The organism is Cupriavidus agavae (genome assembly GCF_004217045.1).
GTDB lineage: Bacteria > Pseudomonadota > Gammaproteobacteria > Burkholderiales > Burkholderiaceae > Cupriavidus > Cupriavidus agavae.
This window is the reverse complement of the sequence record NZ_SGXM01000008.1, coordinates 155,525-172,248: the sequence shown is the minus strand read 5'-3', so window position 1 is coordinate 172,248 and position 16,724 is coordinate 155,525. Positions and strand designations below refer to the sequence as shown.

Annotated in this window: 16 protein-coding genes; 8 read left to right on the top strand and 8 right to left on the bottom strand. The window is 68.4% G+C overall.

Going from position 1 to position 16,724, the window contains the following annotated elements; translation table 11 throughout:
- The first annotated feature begins 105 nt into the window (after positions 1-105).
- From EV147_RS21875 to EV147_RS21865, 3 genes are all read left to right on the top strand, one after another.
- Positions 106-531, top strand: coding sequence for a VOC family protein (locus EV147_RS21875; RefSeq protein ID WP_130393306.1), 426 nt, complete (start codon positions 106-108; stop codon positions 529-531).
- Between the two features lie 71 nt (positions 532-602).
- Entirely contained in the window at positions 603-806 is a 204-nt protein-coding gene (locus tag EV147_RS21870; RefSeq protein ID WP_130393305.1) for a SlyX family protein, read from the top strand.
- A 99-nt stretch (positions 807-905) separates the two neighbouring features.
- Positions 906-1,469, top strand: a complete 564-nt coding sequence (locus EV147_RS21865; protein WP_130393304.1) for a DUF1439 domain-containing protein — start codon at positions 906-908, stop codon at positions 1,467-1,469.
- Here EV147_RS21865 and EV147_RS21860 read toward each other — a convergent pair.
- On the bottom strand, positions 1,456-2,331 hold the full coding sequence (locus EV147_RS21860; RefSeq protein WP_235844905.1) for an NAD-dependent protein deacetylase: 876 nt from the start codon (positions 2,329-2,331) through the stop codon (positions 1,456-1,458). The genes EV147_RS21865 and EV147_RS21860 overlap by 14 nt on opposite strands.
- Positions 2,328-2,525 (bottom strand): oxidoreductase-like domain-containing protein, encoded by a 198-nt coding sequence (locus tag EV147_RS21855; RefSeq protein WP_198680322.1) that lies wholly within the window; start codon positions 2,523-2,525, stop codon positions 2,328-2,330. The genes EV147_RS21860 and EV147_RS21855 overlap by 4 nt, the downstream gene beginning before the upstream one ends.
- A 215-nt stretch (positions 2,526-2,740) precedes the next feature.
- On the opposite strand from EV147_RS21855, the gene EV147_RS21850 reads away from it, so the two are divergent.
- Both EV147_RS21850 and EV147_RS21845 read left to right on the top strand, forming a co-directional pair.
- The gene (locus EV147_RS21850; RefSeq protein ID WP_130393303.1) at positions 2,741-5,071 is read left to right on the top strand and encodes a patatin-like phospholipase family protein; all 2,331 of its coding nucleotides are present in this window, start codon (positions 2,741-2,743) and stop codon (positions 5,069-5,071) included.
- A 241-nt stretch (positions 5,072-5,312) separates the two neighbouring features.
- Positions 5,313-6,161, top strand: coding sequence for an IclR family transcriptional regulator domain-containing protein (locus tag EV147_RS21845; RefSeq protein WP_130393332.1), 849 nt, complete (start codon positions 5,313-5,315; stop codon positions 6,159-6,161).
- 24 nt (positions 6,162-6,185) lie between these two features.
- Here EV147_RS21845 and EV147_RS21840 read toward each other — a convergent pair whose 3' ends face one another.
- From EV147_RS21840 to EV147_RS21830, 3 genes are all read right to left on the bottom strand, one after another.
- A complete protein-coding gene (locus EV147_RS21840; RefSeq protein ID WP_130393302.1) occupies positions 6,186-6,980 on the bottom strand; it encodes a flagellar brake protein in 795 nt (264 codons plus the stop codon).
- 239 nt (positions 6,981-7,219) lie between these two features.
- Complete coding sequence (locus EV147_RS21835; RefSeq protein ID WP_130393301.1) at positions 7,220-7,708, bottom strand: methylated-DNA--[protein]-cysteine S-methyltransferase; 489 nt, start codon at positions 7,706-7,708, stop codon at positions 7,220-7,222.
- On the bottom strand, positions 7,705-9,222 hold the full coding sequence (locus EV147_RS21830) for an Ada metal-binding domain-containing protein (protein WP_130393300.1): 1,518 nt from the start codon (positions 9,220-9,222) through the stop codon (positions 7,705-7,707). Before EV147_RS21830 ends, EV147_RS21835 begins: the two co-directional genes overlap by 4 nt.
- A 232-nt stretch (positions 9,223-9,454) precedes the next feature.
- Here EV147_RS21830 and EV147_RS21825 point away from each other — a divergent pair, with 232 nt between their 5' ends.
- Complete coding sequence (locus EV147_RS21825; RefSeq protein WP_130393299.1) at positions 9,455-12,346, top strand: M16 family metallopeptidase; 2,892 nt, start codon at positions 9,455-9,457, stop codon at positions 12,344-12,346.
- A gap of 79 nt (positions 12,347-12,425) precedes the next feature.
- Positions 12,426-12,797: a PHA-granule associated protein 4 gene (locus tag EV147_RS21820; protein WP_130393298.1), complete on the top strand. Its 372-nt coding sequence runs from the start codon at positions 12,426-12,428 to the stop codon at positions 12,795-12,797.
- Positions 12,798-12,805: 8 nt separating this feature from the next.
- On the opposite strand, the gene EV147_RS21815 is transcribed toward EV147_RS21820, so the two are convergent.
- The 3 genes from EV147_RS21815 to EV147_RS21805 all read right to left on the bottom strand — a co-directional run bounded on the left by EV147_RS21815 (position 12,806) and on the right by EV147_RS21805 (position 15,007).
- Positions 12,806-13,354: a hypothetical protein gene (locus tag EV147_RS21815; protein WP_130393297.1), complete on the bottom strand. Its 549-nt coding sequence runs from the start codon at positions 13,352-13,354 to the stop codon at positions 12,806-12,808.
- A 51-nt stretch (positions 13,355-13,405) separates the two neighbouring features.
- Complete coding sequence (locus EV147_RS21810; protein ID WP_130393296.1) at positions 13,406-14,563, bottom strand: acyl-CoA dehydrogenase family protein; 1,158 nt, start codon at positions 14,561-14,563, stop codon at positions 13,406-13,408.
- Positions 14,564-14,689: 126 nt separating this feature from the next.
- Positions 14,690-15,007 (bottom strand): hypothetical protein, encoded by a 318-nt coding sequence (locus tag EV147_RS21805; RefSeq protein WP_130393295.1) that lies wholly within the window; start codon positions 15,005-15,007, stop codon positions 14,690-14,692.
- A 381-nt stretch (positions 15,008-15,388) separates the two neighbouring features.
- On the opposite strand from EV147_RS21805, the gene EV147_RS21800 reads away from it, so the two are divergent.
- On the top strand, positions 15,389-16,702 hold the full coding sequence (locus EV147_RS21800) for an MFS family transporter (RefSeq protein WP_130393294.1): 1,314 nt from the start codon (positions 15,389-15,391) through the stop codon (positions 16,700-16,702).
- Positions 16,703-16,724 lie beyond the last annotated feature (22 nt).

Here is a 16,724-nt window from a genome sequence, read left to right as displayed (position 1 = left end):
GGACATCCCCCGGGCGGTCGCCTAGTCTTTTGTGGACGGCGTACACAAACGTCGCTCCAGCACATTGCCCGGCACTGCCGGCGCCCATCCCAAGGAGAGTTGTCGATGTCTTCGAAGATCGAGTCGTACCTGTTTTTCGACGGTCGCGCGGAAGAAGCGGCCGAGTTCTACAAGACCGCCCTCGGCGCCCAGTTGCAGGGCCTGATCCGCTTCAAGGATGCACCGCCCGAGGCCGGCGAGGGCTGCACGCCCAACCCCGCCAACGCCGAAAAAGTGATGCATATGTCGCTCAAGATCGGTGACACCGTGGTCATGGGATCGGATGGCGAAGCCAAGGGCCAGGCCGAGTTCAAGGGCTTCTCGCTGGCCTACAACGCGGCCGACCCCGCCGAGGTGGATCGCACCATGCAGGCGCTATCGCAGGGCGGCAAGATCATGATGCCGGCCGACAAGACGTTCTTCAGCGAGCGCTTCGGCATGGTGACCGACAAGTTCGGCATCACGTGGATGGTCCTGGTCTACAAGGCCTGAGCCACGCACGCCCCGCCCGCTCTCCGGCTGACCGCATCCCGTACAATGCGCGGCCAACCGGAGAAACGCTGATGGAATCCCGCCTGACCGATCTCGAAATCAAGGTCGCCTTCCAGGAGGACCTGATCGACACCCTGAACCTGACCGTGGCGCGCCAGCAGCAACAACTTGACCTGCTGCAGGCCCAGTTCCGCGCGCTCTACCAGCAGGTGCGCAACAGCGCCTCGACCGCCGCCGAAGCCGGGCCGCAGCACGAAATCCCGCCGCACTACTGATCCGTACTGCGCAGCCCCTTGCGCTTCACGCGTCACATCCCGGAACGATCGCCATCGGGCGCCAGTCACACCGGAATCGATCATCCGCCCCGGAGCGCCATGTTTTCGACCCCGTCCGCCTTCCGCCTGGCCGCAGCCGCCGCATTCGCCGCATTCGCCGGGACCGCCCACGCCGGCTACAACGTCTGGACCGGCGAATACACATTCAGCAAGGCCGAACTGCAGAGCGCCGTGGAGAAGAAATTCCCGACCACGCTGCGCTATGGCGAACTGGTCAGCGTGAAGCTCTCGCGCCCACGCCTGGTGCTCGACGAGGCCGGCAACCGCATCACCACGCAGATGGATGCCGTGATGACCAACACGGTCATCCCCACGCCGCCTGTCAACGGCACGATGTCGCTGAACAGCGGCGTGCGCTACGACGCCACCCAGCGCGCCGTGCTGCTCGACAAACCCACGGTGCAGGATGTGCAGGTGCAGGGCATGGCCCAGTACGGCCAGCAGCTCAACGCCATCGGCGCCGTGGTGGCCGAGCAGTTGCTCAAGGATTACCCACTCTATACGTTCAAGCCCGAGGAACTGCGCTTCAACGGCAAGGAAGTGGAGCCCGGCGCCATCACCGTGGCGCCCGAGGAAGTGCGCGTCCAGCTCAACCTGAAGTAGCCCCGCCGTCGCCCAGCCCGAGCGCATCGGCCACGGCGGCCAGCGCCGGCCCGATGGGCGCGGACACTTTCAGGTCCAGCAGCGCGTCGGCGCGCGTGGTGCCGAGGTTCAGCGCCGCCAGCGGCAGCCCGCGTTCGCTGGCCCACAGGCAGAAGCGGTAGCCCGAGAACACGGTCAGCGACGAGCCGATGACGAGCATCGCGTCGGCGGACTCCAGCGCCGCCCGCCCGGCCGCCACGCGCTCGCGCGGCACCGACTCGCCGAAAAACACCACATCGGGTTTGAGCACGCCCTCGCAGCGCTCGCAGACCGGCACGGCGAAGTTGTCGAACAGCGGCGATTCGAGGTGGGCGTCGCCATCGGCGGCGGGCAGCGCGCTGATGTCGCGGAAGTCGGGGTTGTGTTGCCAGAGCCGGCGCTGCACCTCGGCGCGCGGATAGTGCGTAGCGCATGAGAGGCAAACCACCTCGCCGATGCTGCCGTGCAGCTCGATCACCGCGCGGCTGCCGGCACGCTGGTGCAGGCCATCCACATTCTGCGTGACCAGCCCGGCGATGCGGCCGGCGTCTCCGAGCCGGGCCACCACGCGATGGCTGACATTCGGCCGGGCCGCGGCGGCCACGGGCCAGCCCACCATGCTGCGCGCCCAGTAGCGCTGCCGCTCGGCATGCCCGCTCATGAACCGGCTGATCGTCATGGGCGCGGAGCGCTGCCAGCGGCCGTGCTCGTCGCGGTAGCCGGGGATGCCGGAATCGGTGCTGATGCCGGCGCCGGTCAGCACGAACAGGCGCGGGTGCCGGGCAACGAAATCCGCCAGCCGCTCGTCCCGCGCGCCCGGTGCGCCCGGCCCGGTATCGCTCACGGATCGACCTTCACGCGGCCAGCCTGCCGCGCTTCCCACGCCCGCAACTCCTGCCGGTAGCGCTCCATCTCGTCGTTGTAGAAATCGAACACGCAGGGGTCGCAGCCGCTCTGGCAGCACTCGTTGTCGCCGGGACGGTCCGGCGGCAGCGGCTTGGGGTCTTCGGGAAGCGGGAAGGAATCGTCGGCGGACACGGCACGGCAGCAGGGAAGCGGGAACCGCGCCAGTATAAGTCGGCCACGCCGGTGCGGTTCGCACCGTCACGGCGCCGGGCTGCGCCGCATCAATCTCTGCGAACGCCGTTATGCACGAATCCGCGCCCATGTTGAATTGTTTCGACTGCACGGCGCGCGGCGCGGCGCTGCTGCTAGTGTTGCGCGGAGCCGATTCCCGGCACGGTCCCCGACCCATGGTTCCTGCCCCGCGTTTCTTCGTCCGGGCCCTCCGACTGCTGGCCCCTTTGTCCGCGCTGCTGTGCGCGCAGCCGGCGCTCGCGTCCGAAGCCGGCGGCCAGTTGCTGCCGCGGCCGGACCCCGCACCGGTGGCGCCGCCCGTGCTGGCGCCCGCCACGCCGGCCAGCACGGTGGGCCCCACGGCGCTGCCGCCACTGGGCCGGCCCCGCGTCTGCCTGGTGCTCTCCGGCGGCGGCGCGCGTGGCGCGGCGCATATCGGCGTGCTCAAGGTGCTGGAGGAACTGCGCGTGCCGGTGGACTGCATCGCCGGCACCAGCATGGGCTCGCTCGTGGGCGGCGCCTACGCCACGGGCATGAGCACGGCCGACATGGAGAAGCTCGTCGCCGGGCTCAGTACCGAGGTGCTGTTCAAGGAACGGCCGCCGCGCCAGGACCTGGCCATCCGCCGCAAGATCGAGGACCACACCAACCTGGTCACGCCCGAGATCGGCGTGCGCCGCGACGGCCTGCTGCTGCCCAAGGGCGTGGTGTCGGGCGTCCAGCTCGAAACCGTGCTGCGCAAGCTGGCCAACGCGCCCGGCTATCGCGACTTCGACCTGCTGCCCATTCCGTACCGGGCCGTGGCCACGGACCTCGTGGCGGGAACGCCCGTGGTGTTCAGCCGGGGCGAGCTGGCCAACGTGATGCGCGCCAGCATGTCGGTGCCCGGGGCGGTGGCGCCCACCGAGTACGAGGGCAAGCTGCTCGTCGACGGCGGGCTGACCGACAACCTGCCCGTGGACGTGGCACGCCGGATGGGCGCCGATATCGTGATCGCCGTGAACCTCGGCACGCCGCTGATGAAGCGCGAGGAACTGACCTCGCTGATTGGCGTGACGGGCCAGATGCTCAACATCCTGACCGAGCAGAACGTGCGGACGTCGCTCGGCATGCTGCGGCCCACCGACATCCTGATCCTGCCCGAACTGGGCGATTTCTCGGCGGGCAATTTCGACGACCTGCCGCGCACGATACCGATCGGCGAGGCCGCCGCGCGGCGCGAAGCCAGTCGGCTGGCCGCGCTGGCGCTGCCGCCCGAACAGTACGCCCAGTTGCGTACCGCCCAGCGGGCACTCCCGCCGCCTGACCTGCGCCCAGTCGACGAGATCCGCTTCGCACCGCTGGAGCGCGTGAACCCGGGCTTTGCGGCGGCCACGATGGAGACGCGTCCCGGCGAGCCGATCACCCAGGCCACGCTCGACCGCGACATGCGGCGGCTGTTCGGCACCGGCGACTTCGAACACGTCAATTACCGCTTCCTCGAAGAGCCGGGCAAGCGCATTCTGGGCGTCAGCGCGGTGGAGAAGACCTACGGCCCCGACTACCTGCGCTTCGGGCTGGGCCTGAGTTCCGACTTCCGCGGCAATGCCTATTTCAACCTGCTGGGCAGCTACCGGCGCAGCTGGATCAATGCACTGGGCGCCGAGTGGCGCACTGACGTGCAGGTGGGACAGACATCGAGCCTGGTCAGCGAGTTCTACCAGCCGCTCGACACCCGCCAGTTCTTCTTCGTGGCGCCGCGCGTGGAACTGGAGCGCCGGCCCGTGAACGTCTTCAGCGGCACGACCAAGATCGCCGAGTACGACCTGCGCCGCACCGACCTGGCGCTCGATATCGGCAGCCAGTTCACCAAGTACGGCGAGGCGCGGCTCGGGGTGGTGATCGGCCACCAGAACATTTCGCTGGCCACCGGCTCCGTGGCGCAGCTACCCCCGGTGCCTGACGGCGGCATCGAACGGCGTGCGATAGCGGCCCGGCTGCTGGTCGACCAGCTCGACAGCACCAACTTTCCGCGCTACGGCTACGGCGCAACGCTGAACGTGTTCTCGTCGCAGGCCGCCATGGGCGCCACCAACACCTATCTGAAGGGCGAATTCAGCGCCACGGGCGCCTACTCGTTCGGCAACCATACGCTCAGCGCCAGCGTGCGGGCCGGCAGCAACCTGGGCGGGCCGGCCCTGCCCGACTACGACCTGTTCCAGTGGGGCGGCTTCCTGCAGCAATCCGGCTTCAACACCGGCCAGCTGATCGGCGGCAATGTGCAGTTCGGGCGGCTGGTCTACTACAACAAGGTGGTGCATCACACCTTCCTCGACGGGGTGTACGTGGGCGGCTCGCTCGAAGCGGGCCGGGTCGGTGCGCCGCTGGTGGCCGGCAGTCCCACGGGACTGCTCAAGTCCGCGTCGGTGTTCCTCGGCGTGGACAGCCCCATCGGGCCGCTCTACCTCGGCTATGGCCGCGCCTCGGGGGGCCAGTACGCGTTCTACTTCTTCCTCGGCAAACCCTGACCCGACCCGGCTCGGGCGGCGCCGCGCGCACTATCAGTGCACCACCCGAAACCCCACGGAAGCTGTATGTCATGCCTTTGTGCCGGTATCTATACTTGAACCGTCGCGAGAGACCCCTCTTGAACGACCCCTTGCCCCGTCGCCGACCCCGGCGACATTTTTTTGCCCCGAGATTGGCCAGCAGGCGGGTCGGAGCGTTAAGATGCGCGATTATCGAACGCGCAACGCCCCATTACGCTTCATGGACGCCCCCAGCCCCATCACGATCAAGCCGGCCCAGGCCGATACCGTACGCGCCGCGCATCCGCCGGCCGACATCCTCAACAGCTTCGCCGGCGATCCCAATTTCATGCTGTCGCTGGCGCGCGGCCTGACGGTGCTGGAGGCATTCTCCGAGCGCAAGCGCCCGCTGACCATCTCGCAGGTGGCGCAGCGTACGCAGTTATCGCGCGCCTCGGTGCGGCGCTGCCTCTATACGCTGGAGCAGCTTGGCTACGTGAGCCAGCAGGACGGACACTTCGCGCTGCGCCCGCGCGTGCTGCATCTGGGCCACGCCTATTTCTCGTCGACTTCGCTGGTCTCGCTTGCGCAGCCGATCCTCGACACGCTCAGCGACCGCGTGCACGAAACCTCGGCGCTGGCCATCCTCGACGGCATCGACATCCTGTACCTGGTGCGCTCCGAAGTGCAGCGCGTGCTCACGCATGCGCTGGGCATGGGCAGCCGGCTACCGGCCTACTGCACCTCCACCGGCCGCCTGCTGCTGGCGCACCAGCCCGAGGCGGTGCTCGAAGCGTTCTTCGAGCACGCCGAACTGCGCCCGCGCACGCTGCTGACCAAGGTATCGCGGCCCGAGCTGGAAACGGCTTTCCAGCGCGCACGCGAGCTGGACTATGTGTTGATCGACGAGGAACTGGAGCCCGGGCTGCGCGCGATTGCGGTGCCGGTGCGCTCCCAGGCGGGCGTGGTGGTGGCCGCCATCAGCGTCAGCGTGAAAGCCAACAAGGTATCGGAATCTGAAATGATCGCGCGGCTGCTCAGCCCCATGCGCGAGGCGGCAGCCGCGATCGGCAAGCTGGTCGGCACCTGAGCGGTGCCGGGCCGGGGTGTGGCGTCAGCCCCGGTGCGCCAGTTCCAGCTGGAACACCAGCCGCTGCAGGAAGTTCTCCATGCGGCCATCCGGGTTCAGGAACGCGCAGCCGTAGTGGTGCACGGTCTTGTCGTCGAAGCCCACCAGCCAGTGGCCCACCACCTGCATATCCACTTCGAGCCGGCCGAGTTCGCCGAAATCGAGCCGGCAACGCTTGATCGTGGTGCCGACCGGCAGTTGCTCGGCGCCCACCGCACGCGAGCGCAGGCCCACGCCGGACAGCGACAGATCGGCGATATCGAGCTGCATCACCGTCTTGTCGGCCGAATCGGGCAGCTGCACCTCGCAGCGGTAGCCCTTGGTCAGCAGCGTGCGCGCACGGAAGTGGCGGCGGCGCTGGAAGTGATAGAGCTTTTCCGGGAAATCGGCGATGAAGGCCGGCCCCCCCTCGAAGCGGGTGGCGCCGGGCGCACCGATCGTGAAATTCACGGGCACGCCGCGCAGCAGGCCCGAGAAGGCGTTTTGCTCCGACGACATCAGCGCCTGCCGCTCGCCATCGGCGCGGCACCAGTCGAAGATGAACGTGCGGTTGGCCGGATCGACGTGCAGGATCGACGTCACGATTTCCGAGCCCGAGCGCGAGCGCACGTTCAGCAGGCACTTCTGCCAGGCCATGTCGCGCAGCACGGTGCCGATCTGCGAGCTATGCGTCAGGCGGTAGCGCTCGTCGGAACGTCCTGAACCATGGTCGTCCGGCTCGCCCTCGACCTGGGATGGGGATCGGCCTGCCTGCGGCCCGCGGGGATCTTGAAGACTCATGGAAATACGCACTTCGAATGGTGGGTTGCGCCGCGCTCGCCGTGGCTACCCACGCGTTCCGGCTGAAATTGGGTCGGCGGCCAGCGCCGCATGGTAAGCGCGCCGTCAGGGCCGCGCAAGCGTATGCATGGCCTTCGGCAAAATATTACGCAACTTTAGCGACAGCACTTCAGTGGGGTAGCGTCCGCTAGGCTTTCAGCGCTGAAAACTTCACTCGAAGGGCGTGGACGGAGCGGCGTCTACAGCACGCCTTCGAGCGTGAGCAGGGTCCGCTTGCGGTCGACGCCGCCCGCGTAGCCGGTCAGCGCGCCCGAGGCCCCGACGATACGGTGGCACGGCACGATCACCGACAGCGGGTTGCGCCCCACTGCCCCGCCCACCGCGCGGGAATGGCTCGACGGTAGTCCCATGCCCAGCGCGAGCTGACCGTACGTAGCCGTTTCGCCAAATCCGATGTCGCAGAGCGCCTGCCAGATCCGTTGCTGGAAGGGGCTGCCGGCAAAGCGGAACGGCACCGTGAAGCGCCGCAGCGTGCCGTCGAAATAGGCGCGCAGTTGCTCGGTGGCCTGCGTCAGTACCCGCCCCTCGGTGCCTGACTCCGAAAACCCGGCGCCATCCTGCGCCGGGTAGTACTTCTGGCCCGCGAAGAAGACGCCCGTCAGCGCGCCGGCCTCGGCACGCAGCAGGATGTTGCCCAGTGGGCTGTCGATGATGCGATGTTGTGTCATGCCAACTCCTCTTGTCCGATATCGGCACCGCCCTGCACCGGCGCCTGCTTGAGCGCCTCGTAGCGGTGCCAGAGATGAATGGCCGCGTAGGCGCGCCACGGCGCCCATTGCGCGGTGCTGGCCTGCATCGCGCGGACCGTGCTGACGCCGAGCACCTTGCGCAGCGCGTAGTCGGTGCCGGGGAACGCGTCGGGCCAGCCCAGTGCACGCATCGCCACGTATTGCGCGGTCCAGTCGCCAATGCCCTCCACCGCGCGCAGCTTCGCCACGGTGTCATCGGGCGCCGCGTGCGGATCGAGCCGGATCTCGCCGGCCGCTACCAGACGCGCCAGCGCGCGGATCGTGCGGGTCTTGGCCATCGGCACGCCAGCCGCCTGATAGTCGGCATCGGGCAGCGCGGCCAGTGCCTGGGCCGTGGGAAACGCATGGGTCAGCGGCGCGGCGTGCGGCGCCGCTGCCAGCCCGGCCAGCGCGTCCCCGGGCAACGCCGCGCCGGCGATCTGCACCAGCCGCGCCAGGATACGCCGCGCCTGCACCACCGAAATGACCTGTCCGACGATGGCGCGCACGGCAATCTCCAGGCCATCGAACGCACCGGGCAGCCGGACCCCCGGCGTATCGGCGGCCAGATCGCCGAGGTGTGCATCGACGATATCGGGCCGGCAGCCAAGATCGCAGAGCCGCCGCACCTTGCCCAGCGCCTGTGGAATCACACACGCGAGCGACGCCGACAAGGTGACGCGCACCACGGTACGCTTCGGCACATGTTCGAGCCGCACCCAGCCAAGGTGCCGCCGGCCGTCGGCGTCGATGCCGAGCGTGCGCGTGTAGGCGCCGCCATGGCATTGCTCGATGCCGTCCACGACCCGCACGCCCAGGAATCCGAGCCATTGGTCCCACGCCAGGGGCGGCCGGTAGCCCAGTTCGAAGACGAGCCGGTCCGCCATGCCTTCGGCGGCACGCCGTCGCATCGCCAGCGGGGTCAGGCCGTAGCGCTCCTTGAGCACGTCGTTGAAGCGCCGCACGCTGCCGAAGCCGGCCGCCAGCGCCACCTGCGTGACCGGCAGCGTGGTGTCGGTCAATAGCCGTTTCGCCAGAAGGAGCTTCTGCGTCTGCGCGTACTCGTGCACCGAGACGCCAAACTCGGCATCGAACAGCCGGCGCAGGTGCCGCTCGGTCACGCCGATGCGCGCGGCCAGTTGCGCCACGCCGGCTTCGGCCATGAAGCCCTCGTCGATCAGCGTGGCCGCCGCCTGCGCCAGCCGCCCCGAGATATCGGCCAGCCCGTGGCCGGGCGCCAGTTCGGGACGGCAGCGCAGGCAGGGGCGGAAGCCGTGCTTCTCGGCGGCAGCGGCCGACTCGTAGAACGTGCAGTTCTCGCGCCGGGGGGTGCGCACCGCGCAGATCGGCCGGCAGTACACGCCCGTCGACGACACGCCCACGAAGAAGCGTCCGTCGAAACGGCGGTCATGCGAGGCGATGGCCTTGTAGCAGGTGTCGGGATCGAGTTCCATGCCGAGCATCGTACGCCTTTGCCGCCGATCAAATGCGCTGGAATCGGACATGCGCCTGAGCGCCCCCGCCGACGGCAGCGAGCCCTTGTCCAGCCTGGGCTGGCACCGATTCTCAAAGCCTCCGCGAAAAATGTCCCGAATTCTGAAAGTGCGTCCGCGCTCGTTTCACGGGGCAAGTCAGCGGCTAGAATCTGCTCGTTCGCGGCGCCCCGACGCCGCCCCTGGAGTCTGCATGTTCGGTACCCTCCTTTCCCTCGTTTCCCGCACTTCCCGCACTTCGCGCACCGCATGCGCCCTGCTGGCCGCGCTGGCGGCGCTGGCCGCATCCGCCGCCCAGGCCGCGAAGCCAGCCCCTGCGATGCCGGCCGCGCCGCTGGCCCGCGCCGCGCTGGTCACCACGGTCGAGGGCATCAGCGAGTACCGCCTGCCGAACGGCCTGCGCATCCTGCTGGCACCCGACGACGCGCAGCCGACCACCACGGTGAACATCACGTACCTGGTAGGCAGCCGGCACGAGAACTACGGCGAGACGGGCATGGCCCACCTGCTCGAACACCTGCTGTTCAAGGGCACGCCGTCGCTGCCGGGCCGCACGATTCCCACCGAGTTCGCGCGGCGCGGCATGCAGTACAACGGCACGACCAACCAGGACCGCACCAACTACTTCCAGACCTTCGCGGCCAGTGACGACAACCTCGACTGGGCGCTGCGCATGGAGGCCGACCGCATGGTCAACAGCTTCGTGGCGCGCCCCGACCTCGACAGCGAAATGACGGTGGTCCGCAACGAGATGGAGATCGGCGAGAACAATCCGATGCGGATGCTCCAGCAGCAGATGTACGCCGCCGCCTACCGCTGGCACAACTACGGCAAGGCCGTGATCGGCGCGCGCAGCGATGTGGAGCGCGTGGGCATCGACAACCTGCGGGCGTTCTACCGGCGCTACTACCAGCCCGACAATGCCGTGCTGGTGGTGACGGGCCAGTTCGACCCGGCGCGCACGCTGACCCGCATCGAGCAGGCGTTCGGGCCGATCCCGCGCCCCACCCGCGTGCTGCCGGCCGAGTACACCGTGGAGCCGCCGCAGGAGGGCACGCGCGAGGTGTCGCTGACCCGCTCGGGCGACAGCCGCATCGTGGCCGCGATGTACCACGTGGGCCCGGGTGCGCACCCCGACATGACCGCGCTCGACATGCTGTCGGTCATCCTCGCCGACACGCCCGGCGGGCGGCTCGAACGGGCGCTCGTGGATACGCGCAAGGCGGCCTGGCAGGGTTCGTATTTCTCGACGATGAAGGACCCCGGCGTGATCGTGTTTGCCGCCGGCACCAGCAAGGACCGCCCGATCGAGCCGGTGCGCGACGCGCTGATCGCCGCCGTTGAAAGCCTCGCCACGCAGCCCGTGACGCAGGAAGAGGTGGAGCGCGCGCGCATCCGGCTGCGCAACGGGTTCGAGAAGACGCTCAACGATCCGGCGGCCTATGGCGTGGCGCTGTCGGGCGCCATCGCCAAGGGCGACTGGCGCCTGTTCTTCATCTACCGCGACCGCGTGGAATCGACCACGCTGGCCGACGTGCAGCGCGTGGCCGAGAACTATTTCCGGCCCGCCAACCGCACGGTCGGCCAGTTCATTCCGGGGGACCGGCCGCAACTGGCCAGCATCCCGGCCGCGCCGGACGTGGCCGCGCTGACCCAGGGCTACGCCGGCAAGCCGGCGGCGCAGGCCGTGGCCGCCTTCGACCCGGCGCCGGCCAATATCGACGCCCACACCCGGCGCCAGACGCTGCCCAATGGCATGCAGCTGGCCCTGCTGCCCAAGCCGAGCCGGGGCGGCGCGGTCAACGGCACGCTGATCCTGCGCGTGGGCAACCTGGAAGCGCTGCAGGGCAAGTCGGCGACCGGTTCGCTGACGGCGGCCATGCTCGACCGCGGCGCCGGTGCCTTCAGCCGCCAGCAGATTGCCGACCGGCTCGAAGCCCTGAAAGCCAACGTGGCGATCTCGGGCAACGCCGAACGGCTGTCGGTGCGCTTCGAGACGCGCCGCGAGCATCTGCCGGAGCTGATGGCGCTGCTGCGCACGGTGCTGCGCATGCCGACCTTCCCGGCCAACGAACTCGAAACGCTGCGCGCCAGCAGCATCGCGGGCATCGAGAGCCAGCGCAACCAGCCGGGCGCGCTGGCCCCCAACGTGCTGGGGCGCCATGGCAACCCGTACCGCGACGGCGATCCGCGCTACACCCCCACGTTCGACGAAAGCCTGGCCGAGCTGCGCACGGTCACGCTCGACGACCTGCGCGACTTCCACGCGCGGTTCTACGGCGCCGGCCACGCCCAGCTTGCCCTCGTCGGCGATTTCGACGCGGACGACGCCGCACGGCAGGCGGCCTACCTGTTCGGCGACTGGCGGGCAGCGGTGCCCTTCGAACGGGTGGACCGGCCCTTCGTGGAGATTCCCGGCTCGCAGTTCACGCTCAACACGGCCGGCAAGGCCAATGCCGTGTTCGTGGCCTCGCAGCCGATCGACCTCGTCAGCGACTCCCCGGACTACCCGCTGATGCTGATCGCCAGCCGCGTGTTCGGCGGCACCGGCATGCGCAGCCGCCTGGCGGACCGGCTGCGCCAGCGCGACGGCATCAGCTATGGGGTGTCGAGTTCGGTCAACGTCGGCGCGCTGGATCGCGCCGGGCGCTTCGGCCTGTGGGCGATGTACGCGCCGCACAACCTGCCCCGGCTGCGCCGCGCCGTGGACGAGGAAATGGCGCGCTTCGTCCGCGACGGCATCACGGCGGAGGAACTGGCCGAAGCATCCAATGGCCTGCTGGAACAGGGAAAGATCAGCCGCACCCGTGACGGAGCGCTGGCCGGCGCGCTGGCCAACCAGGCGTACCTGGGCCGCACCATGGCCCATACCGCCGGGATCGAGGCGCGTATCCGCACAGCCACGCCGGAGGCGGTCAACGCCGCGATCCGCCGCTACCTGGGTCCGGCCATGCTGTCGCAGGCATTTGCCGGCGATTTCGATAACGCGGCCGCTGGCCAGCCGGCAGCCCCGGCCGGCGCGCAGGCCGCTTCGGCGCCCGCCGCGCAGGGCCCGGCCTCGGCCAGTCCTTCCGGCACGCCCTGAAGCCGACCGGCGCGAGAGCCTTGAGACAATCCACCGAACACTGTATATTCATACAGTGTTTTTGAGACTTGAGGTGGGGATGTCCATCGTGCGAGCAGGCAGCAAGGCAGAGGCGCTCAGGCTTCTGGGCGCGAGTCAGGGGCTTGCGCTGGAGCTGGATTACGAAACGGGATGGCAGGATGCCGTCGAACTCGGCCGGCTCGGCGAAAAGCGTGGGATCAGGGTGCAATACCGCGGGCAGGAAAGCATCGCGGTGCGGTCACGCGACGCCCTGCTGGAAGGGCTGGCCAGGCCCAAGACCACGTTCCGGCAACGCAATCTCTATTGCCAGTTCGATCTTGGGCTGCTGGCCGGCCTCGAACTGGAACAGCTCGAAGCCAAGGCGACGCGCCTCGGTGACTACATCCTCGCGGGCCACCTGCTGCGCGACGCCGATACCATCTGGTCCTGACCGGACTGCTACTGCCAGACCCGCGTGGCGCCCGCCCAGCGGGCGGCCGCCGAGCGGTGCATCATGGCGCAGCCCGCCTCGGTCGCGGCGCTCGACGCATGGTCGGTGCCGTCGATCGAGGTAGCGCACAGTACGGCCGTGACCAGCGTCTTGATATCGCCGCGCCCTGACGCCGCCAGTTCGGCCAGACGCTCGTGCCCGTCGAGCACGATCAGGCTGTCGCCGGCTGCGGGGCGCAGTTCCAGCGCGTAGAGGTGGTCGCATTCGCAACGCATGCGACCGCCCGACACCGCCACGACGATGGCGCTCGGCAGGGCCAGGCCGGAGTCGCGCACGGCATCGCGCAAGCGGTCCAGATGGGCCTGGGCGCGGTAGTCGCGGGCCGAATGGGCCGGCGCCGGGCCGTTGGTCAGCGCCGTCATTTCGTCGGCCGATACCACCAGCGTGTACGCCTGCACCGTGGTGCGGTACGTGGCCACCACGGCGCGCAGCCGGTGCACGGCCTCGCCATCGGCCACTGCCAGCCCTTGCGGGGTCGTTGCCTGGATCTTGCTCATCCTGTCTCCTGTCGCCGGTCCGATGTCCCGGTCTGTCGGGCTGGCTCGCGCTCAGTCGCGCAGCAGTTGCTTGGCGATGATCAGTTGCTGGATCTGCGTGGTGCCTTCGTACAGGCGCAGCAGGCGCACGTCGCGGTAGAAACGTTCGGCCTTGTACTCGGCGATATAGCCGGCGCCGCCGTGGATCTGCACCGCGCGGTCAGCCACGCGGCCCACCATTTCCGTACAGAACATCTTCGTGCACGATGCCAGCATGCTGACCTCGGGGTCGCTCTTGCCGGCCGGCTTGGCGTCGTAGCGCTGCGCGCAGTCGCGCACCATCGACAGGCCCGCGTACAGCTCGGCCTGGCTGTCGGCCAGCATGGCCTGGATCAGCTGGAAGTCGCCGATCGGCTTGCCAAACTGCTTGCGCTCCCTGGCGTACGCCACGGCATCGGTGATCAGGCGGTGCGCCATGCCGCAGGCCAGCGCCGAGATATGCAGGCGGCCGCGGTCCAGCACCTTCATGGCCGTCTTGAAGCCCACGCCCGGGACCCCGCCGATGATGTTGGCGGCCGGCACGCGCACGTTTTCGAGCACGACGTCGCAGGTCTTGGTGCCGCGCTGGCCCATCTTCTTGTCGGGCTTGCCCAGCGAGATACCCGGGGTGTCGGCCGGGATGATGAACGACGAGATGCCCGAGGCGCCCTGGCCGCCGGTGCGGGCCATCAGCGTGAACGCGCCGGCACGCGGGGCGTTGGTGATGAAGCGCTTGGTGCCGTTGATGACGTAGTGGTCGCCGTCGAGTTCGGCGCGGGTTTGCAGCGATGCGGCGTCGGAGCCGGCGTTCGGCTCGGTCAGCGCGAACGAGATCACCAGCTCGCCGCTGGCGATCTTCGGCAGGTATTGCTGCTTCTGCGCTTCGGTGCCGTCCATCAGGATGCCCTGCGAGCCGATGCCCACGTTGGTGCCGAACACCGAGCGGAACGCGAACGCCGTATGGCCGAGGTCATAGACCACATCACATTCCTGCGACATCGACAGGCCGATACCGCCGTACTCCTCGGGAATCGAGATCCCGAACAGGCCCATTTCCTTCATGTCGGCCACGATATCGGCCGGCACGTCGTCGGTCTCTTCGAGCGTGTCCTCGGCCGGCTTCAGCCGTTCGTCGATAAAGCGCTGCACGGCGGCGCGCAACAGGTCAAAGGATTCGGCGTCGAGGGCCATGGCAAATCTCCGGGTAAGGCGGTGCAACCACAATGGGCGTCCATACTACGCGGGCCGTGCTTTTTGACAATCCCCGGCAAGTTGGACAGAACCGACAGGAAAATTTGACAATCGATCTGGTGATACCTATCCGTCGCATTTGCGGCGGGCGAGCGATTCACGTGTGTAGCCATGCTTGACGCGCAGCTGGTGCTCGATGGCATCGGCCTGGTCGAGACAGGCAAACACCAGATCGTCCCTGAACTTCTGGGTCACGCCCTTGAGCCGGGGTGCCTCGTACGAAATCTGGCGGGCGCGGCATCGCATGGCGAGCAGGTGATCTTCCGAGGCGGTCCGCAGGTGTGCCTGGTCCACGCGGTCGCACTGCACGAGGTCAGGCTCGGCCAGGGCCAGTGCCGGCAGCCAGAGCAGCGGAAGGCTTAGGAGCAATCGGAACGGAAACATGTGACAAGGGAAATGAAAGGCTCGCCATGCAGAATCGACCTGCATGATTGCCCAGCCGGGCAGCCCGGCGCAAGTTATCCGGATGACGGCGCGCAGGACAGTGAAAGTTTTCGTGGCCGGCGCCGGTTGCAGGAAACTCTTTCCACCAGGCGGAACAATTCCTTGCAAAGCCCCGCCTGGCAAGGCCCCTGAAAAACCGCCAGCCTGCCACGCGACCCCGGCCCCTTGGGCGCCGCCCCGATCCGCGCTAGGCTAGCTGCGCAGACGGGCCCGGCCCGGAAGGCGCCCCCTCGCCCCGGTATCCGGGGCCGGCCACACGCCTTGCCCCCGCGCCCGTTCCCATTCAGCGGCACCCCCGCGCCGCCAAGTACAGAAGGTCCTATGACAGACATCGCCTCCCCCGCCCTCTCCGGCACGGCACCATCTCCCGAGGAAACCAGAAAGCGCGTCTTCGCCATCGTCGCCGCGTCGTCGGGCAACCTGGTCGAATGGTTCGACTTCTATATCTATGCGTTCTGCGCGATCTACTTCGCGCCGTCGTTCTTCCCCAAGGCCGATCCCACGGCGCAGTTGCTGAACACCGCCGGCGTGTTCGCGGCGGGCTTCCTGATGCGCCCGATCGGCGGCTGGCTGTTCGGCCGCATCGCCGACCGCAACGGCCGCAAGAACTCGATGCTGATCTCCGTGATCATGATGTGCTTCGGCTCGCTGCTGATTGCCTGCCTGCCCACCTATGAGACCATCGGCAACTGGGCACCGGCGCTGCTGCTGGCCGCGCGGCTGCTGCAGGGGCTGTCCGTGGGCGGCGAGTACGGCACCACGGCCACCTACATGAGCGAAGTGGCGCTCAAGGGCCGGCGCGGGTTCTTCTCGTCGTTCCAGTACGTCACGCTGATCGGCGGCCAACTGCTGGCGGTGCTGGTGGTGGTGGTCCTCGAACAACTGCTGACCGAGGCAGACCTCAAGGCCTGGGGCTGGCGCATCCCGTTCGTGGTGGGCGCCATCACGGCGGTGGTGGCACTGCTGCTGCGCCGCACGCTGCACGAGACCACCACGGCCCAGCAACGCAACAGCAAGGAAGCCGGCAGCGTGGCCGAGATCTTCCGCCACCACAAGGCCGCGTTCTTCACGGTGCTGGGCTACACGGCCGGCGGCTCGCTGATCTTCTACACGTTCACCACGTACATGCAGAAGTTCCTGGTCAACACGGCGGGCCTGCCGATCAAGACCACGAGCTACGTGATGACCGGCTGCCTGTTCCTCTACATGTGCATGCAGCCGCTCTTCGGCGCCCTGTCGGACCGCATTGGCCGCCGCAACAACATGCTGCTGTTCGGCGCGCTGGGCGCCCTGGCCACGGTGCCGATCCTGACCGCGCTGAAGACCGTCTCCAGCCCCGGGCTGGCCGGCCTGCTGATCTGCGTGGCACTGGCCATCGTCAGCTTCTACACCTCGATCAGCGGCATCGTGAAGGCCGAGATGTTCCCGCCGGAAGTGCGCGCGCTGGGCGTGGGCCTGGCCTACGCGGTGGCCAACGCCATCTTCGGCGGCACCGCCGAGTACGTGGCCCTGGGCCTGAAGTCGATGGGCCACGAGAACGCGTTCTACTGGTACGTCACCGGCATGATGGTGCTGGCCTTCCTGGTCAGCCTGCGCCTGCCACGCCAGGCGAAGTACCTGCATCACGAGCACTGAGCCGTACGGCTCCATGGCAAAC

Bases quoted from the DNA above. Each gene is read 5' to 3' on its own strand.
- EV147_RS21810 (WP_130393296.1), bottom strand. From the start codon at position 14,563: ATGGCCCTCGACGCCGAATCCTTTGACCTGTTGCGCGCCGCCGTGCAG.
- EV147_RS21835 (WP_130393301.1), bottom strand. From the start codon at position 7,708: ATGACACAACATCGCATCATCGACAGCCCACTGGGCAACATCCTGCTG.
- EV147_RS21875 (WP_130393306.1), top strand. From the start codon at position 106: ATGTCTTCGAAGATCGAGTCGTACCTGTTTTTCGACGGTCGCGCGGAA.
- EV147_RS21825 (WP_130393299.1), top strand. From the start codon at position 9,455: ATGTTCGGTACCCTCCTTTCCCTCGTTTCCCGCACTTCCCGCACTTCG.
- EV147_RS21850 (WP_130393303.1), top strand. From the start codon at position 2,741: ATGGTTCCTGCCCCGCGTTTCTTCGTCCGGGCCCTCCGACTGCTGGCC.
- EV147_RS21805 (WP_130393295.1), bottom strand. From the start codon at position 15,007: ATGTTTCCGTTCCGATTGCTCCTAAGCCTTCCGCTGCTCTGGCTGCCG.
- EV147_RS21870 (WP_130393305.1), top strand. From the start codon at position 603: ATGGAATCCCGCCTGACCGATCTCGAAATCAAGGTCGCCTTCCAGGAG.
- EV147_RS21820 (WP_130393298.1), top strand. From the start codon at position 12,426: ATGTCCATCGTGCGAGCAGGCAGCAAGGCAGAGGCGCTCAGGCTTCTG.
- EV147_RS21845 (WP_130393332.1), top strand. From the start codon at position 5,313: ATGGACGCCCCCAGCCCCATCACGATCAAGCCGGCCCAGGCCGATACC.
- EV147_RS21830 (WP_130393300.1), bottom strand. From the start codon at position 9,222: ATGGAACTCGATCCCGACACCTGCTACAAGGCCATCGCCTCGCATGAC.
- EV147_RS21865 (WP_130393304.1), top strand. From the start codon at position 906: ATGTTTTCGACCCCGTCCGCCTTCCGCCTGGCCGCAGCCGCCGCATTC.
- EV147_RS21815 (WP_130393297.1), bottom strand. From the start codon at position 13,354: ATGAGCAAGATCCAGGCAACGACCCCGCAAGGGCTGGCAGTGGCCGAT.
- EV147_RS21840 (WP_130393302.1), bottom strand. From the start codon at position 6,980: ATGAGTCTTCAAGATCCCCGCGGGCCGCAGGCAGGCCGATCCCCATCC.
- EV147_RS21800 (WP_130393294.1), top strand. From the start codon at position 15,389: ATGACAGACATCGCCTCCCCCGCCCTCTCCGGCACGGCACCATCTCCC.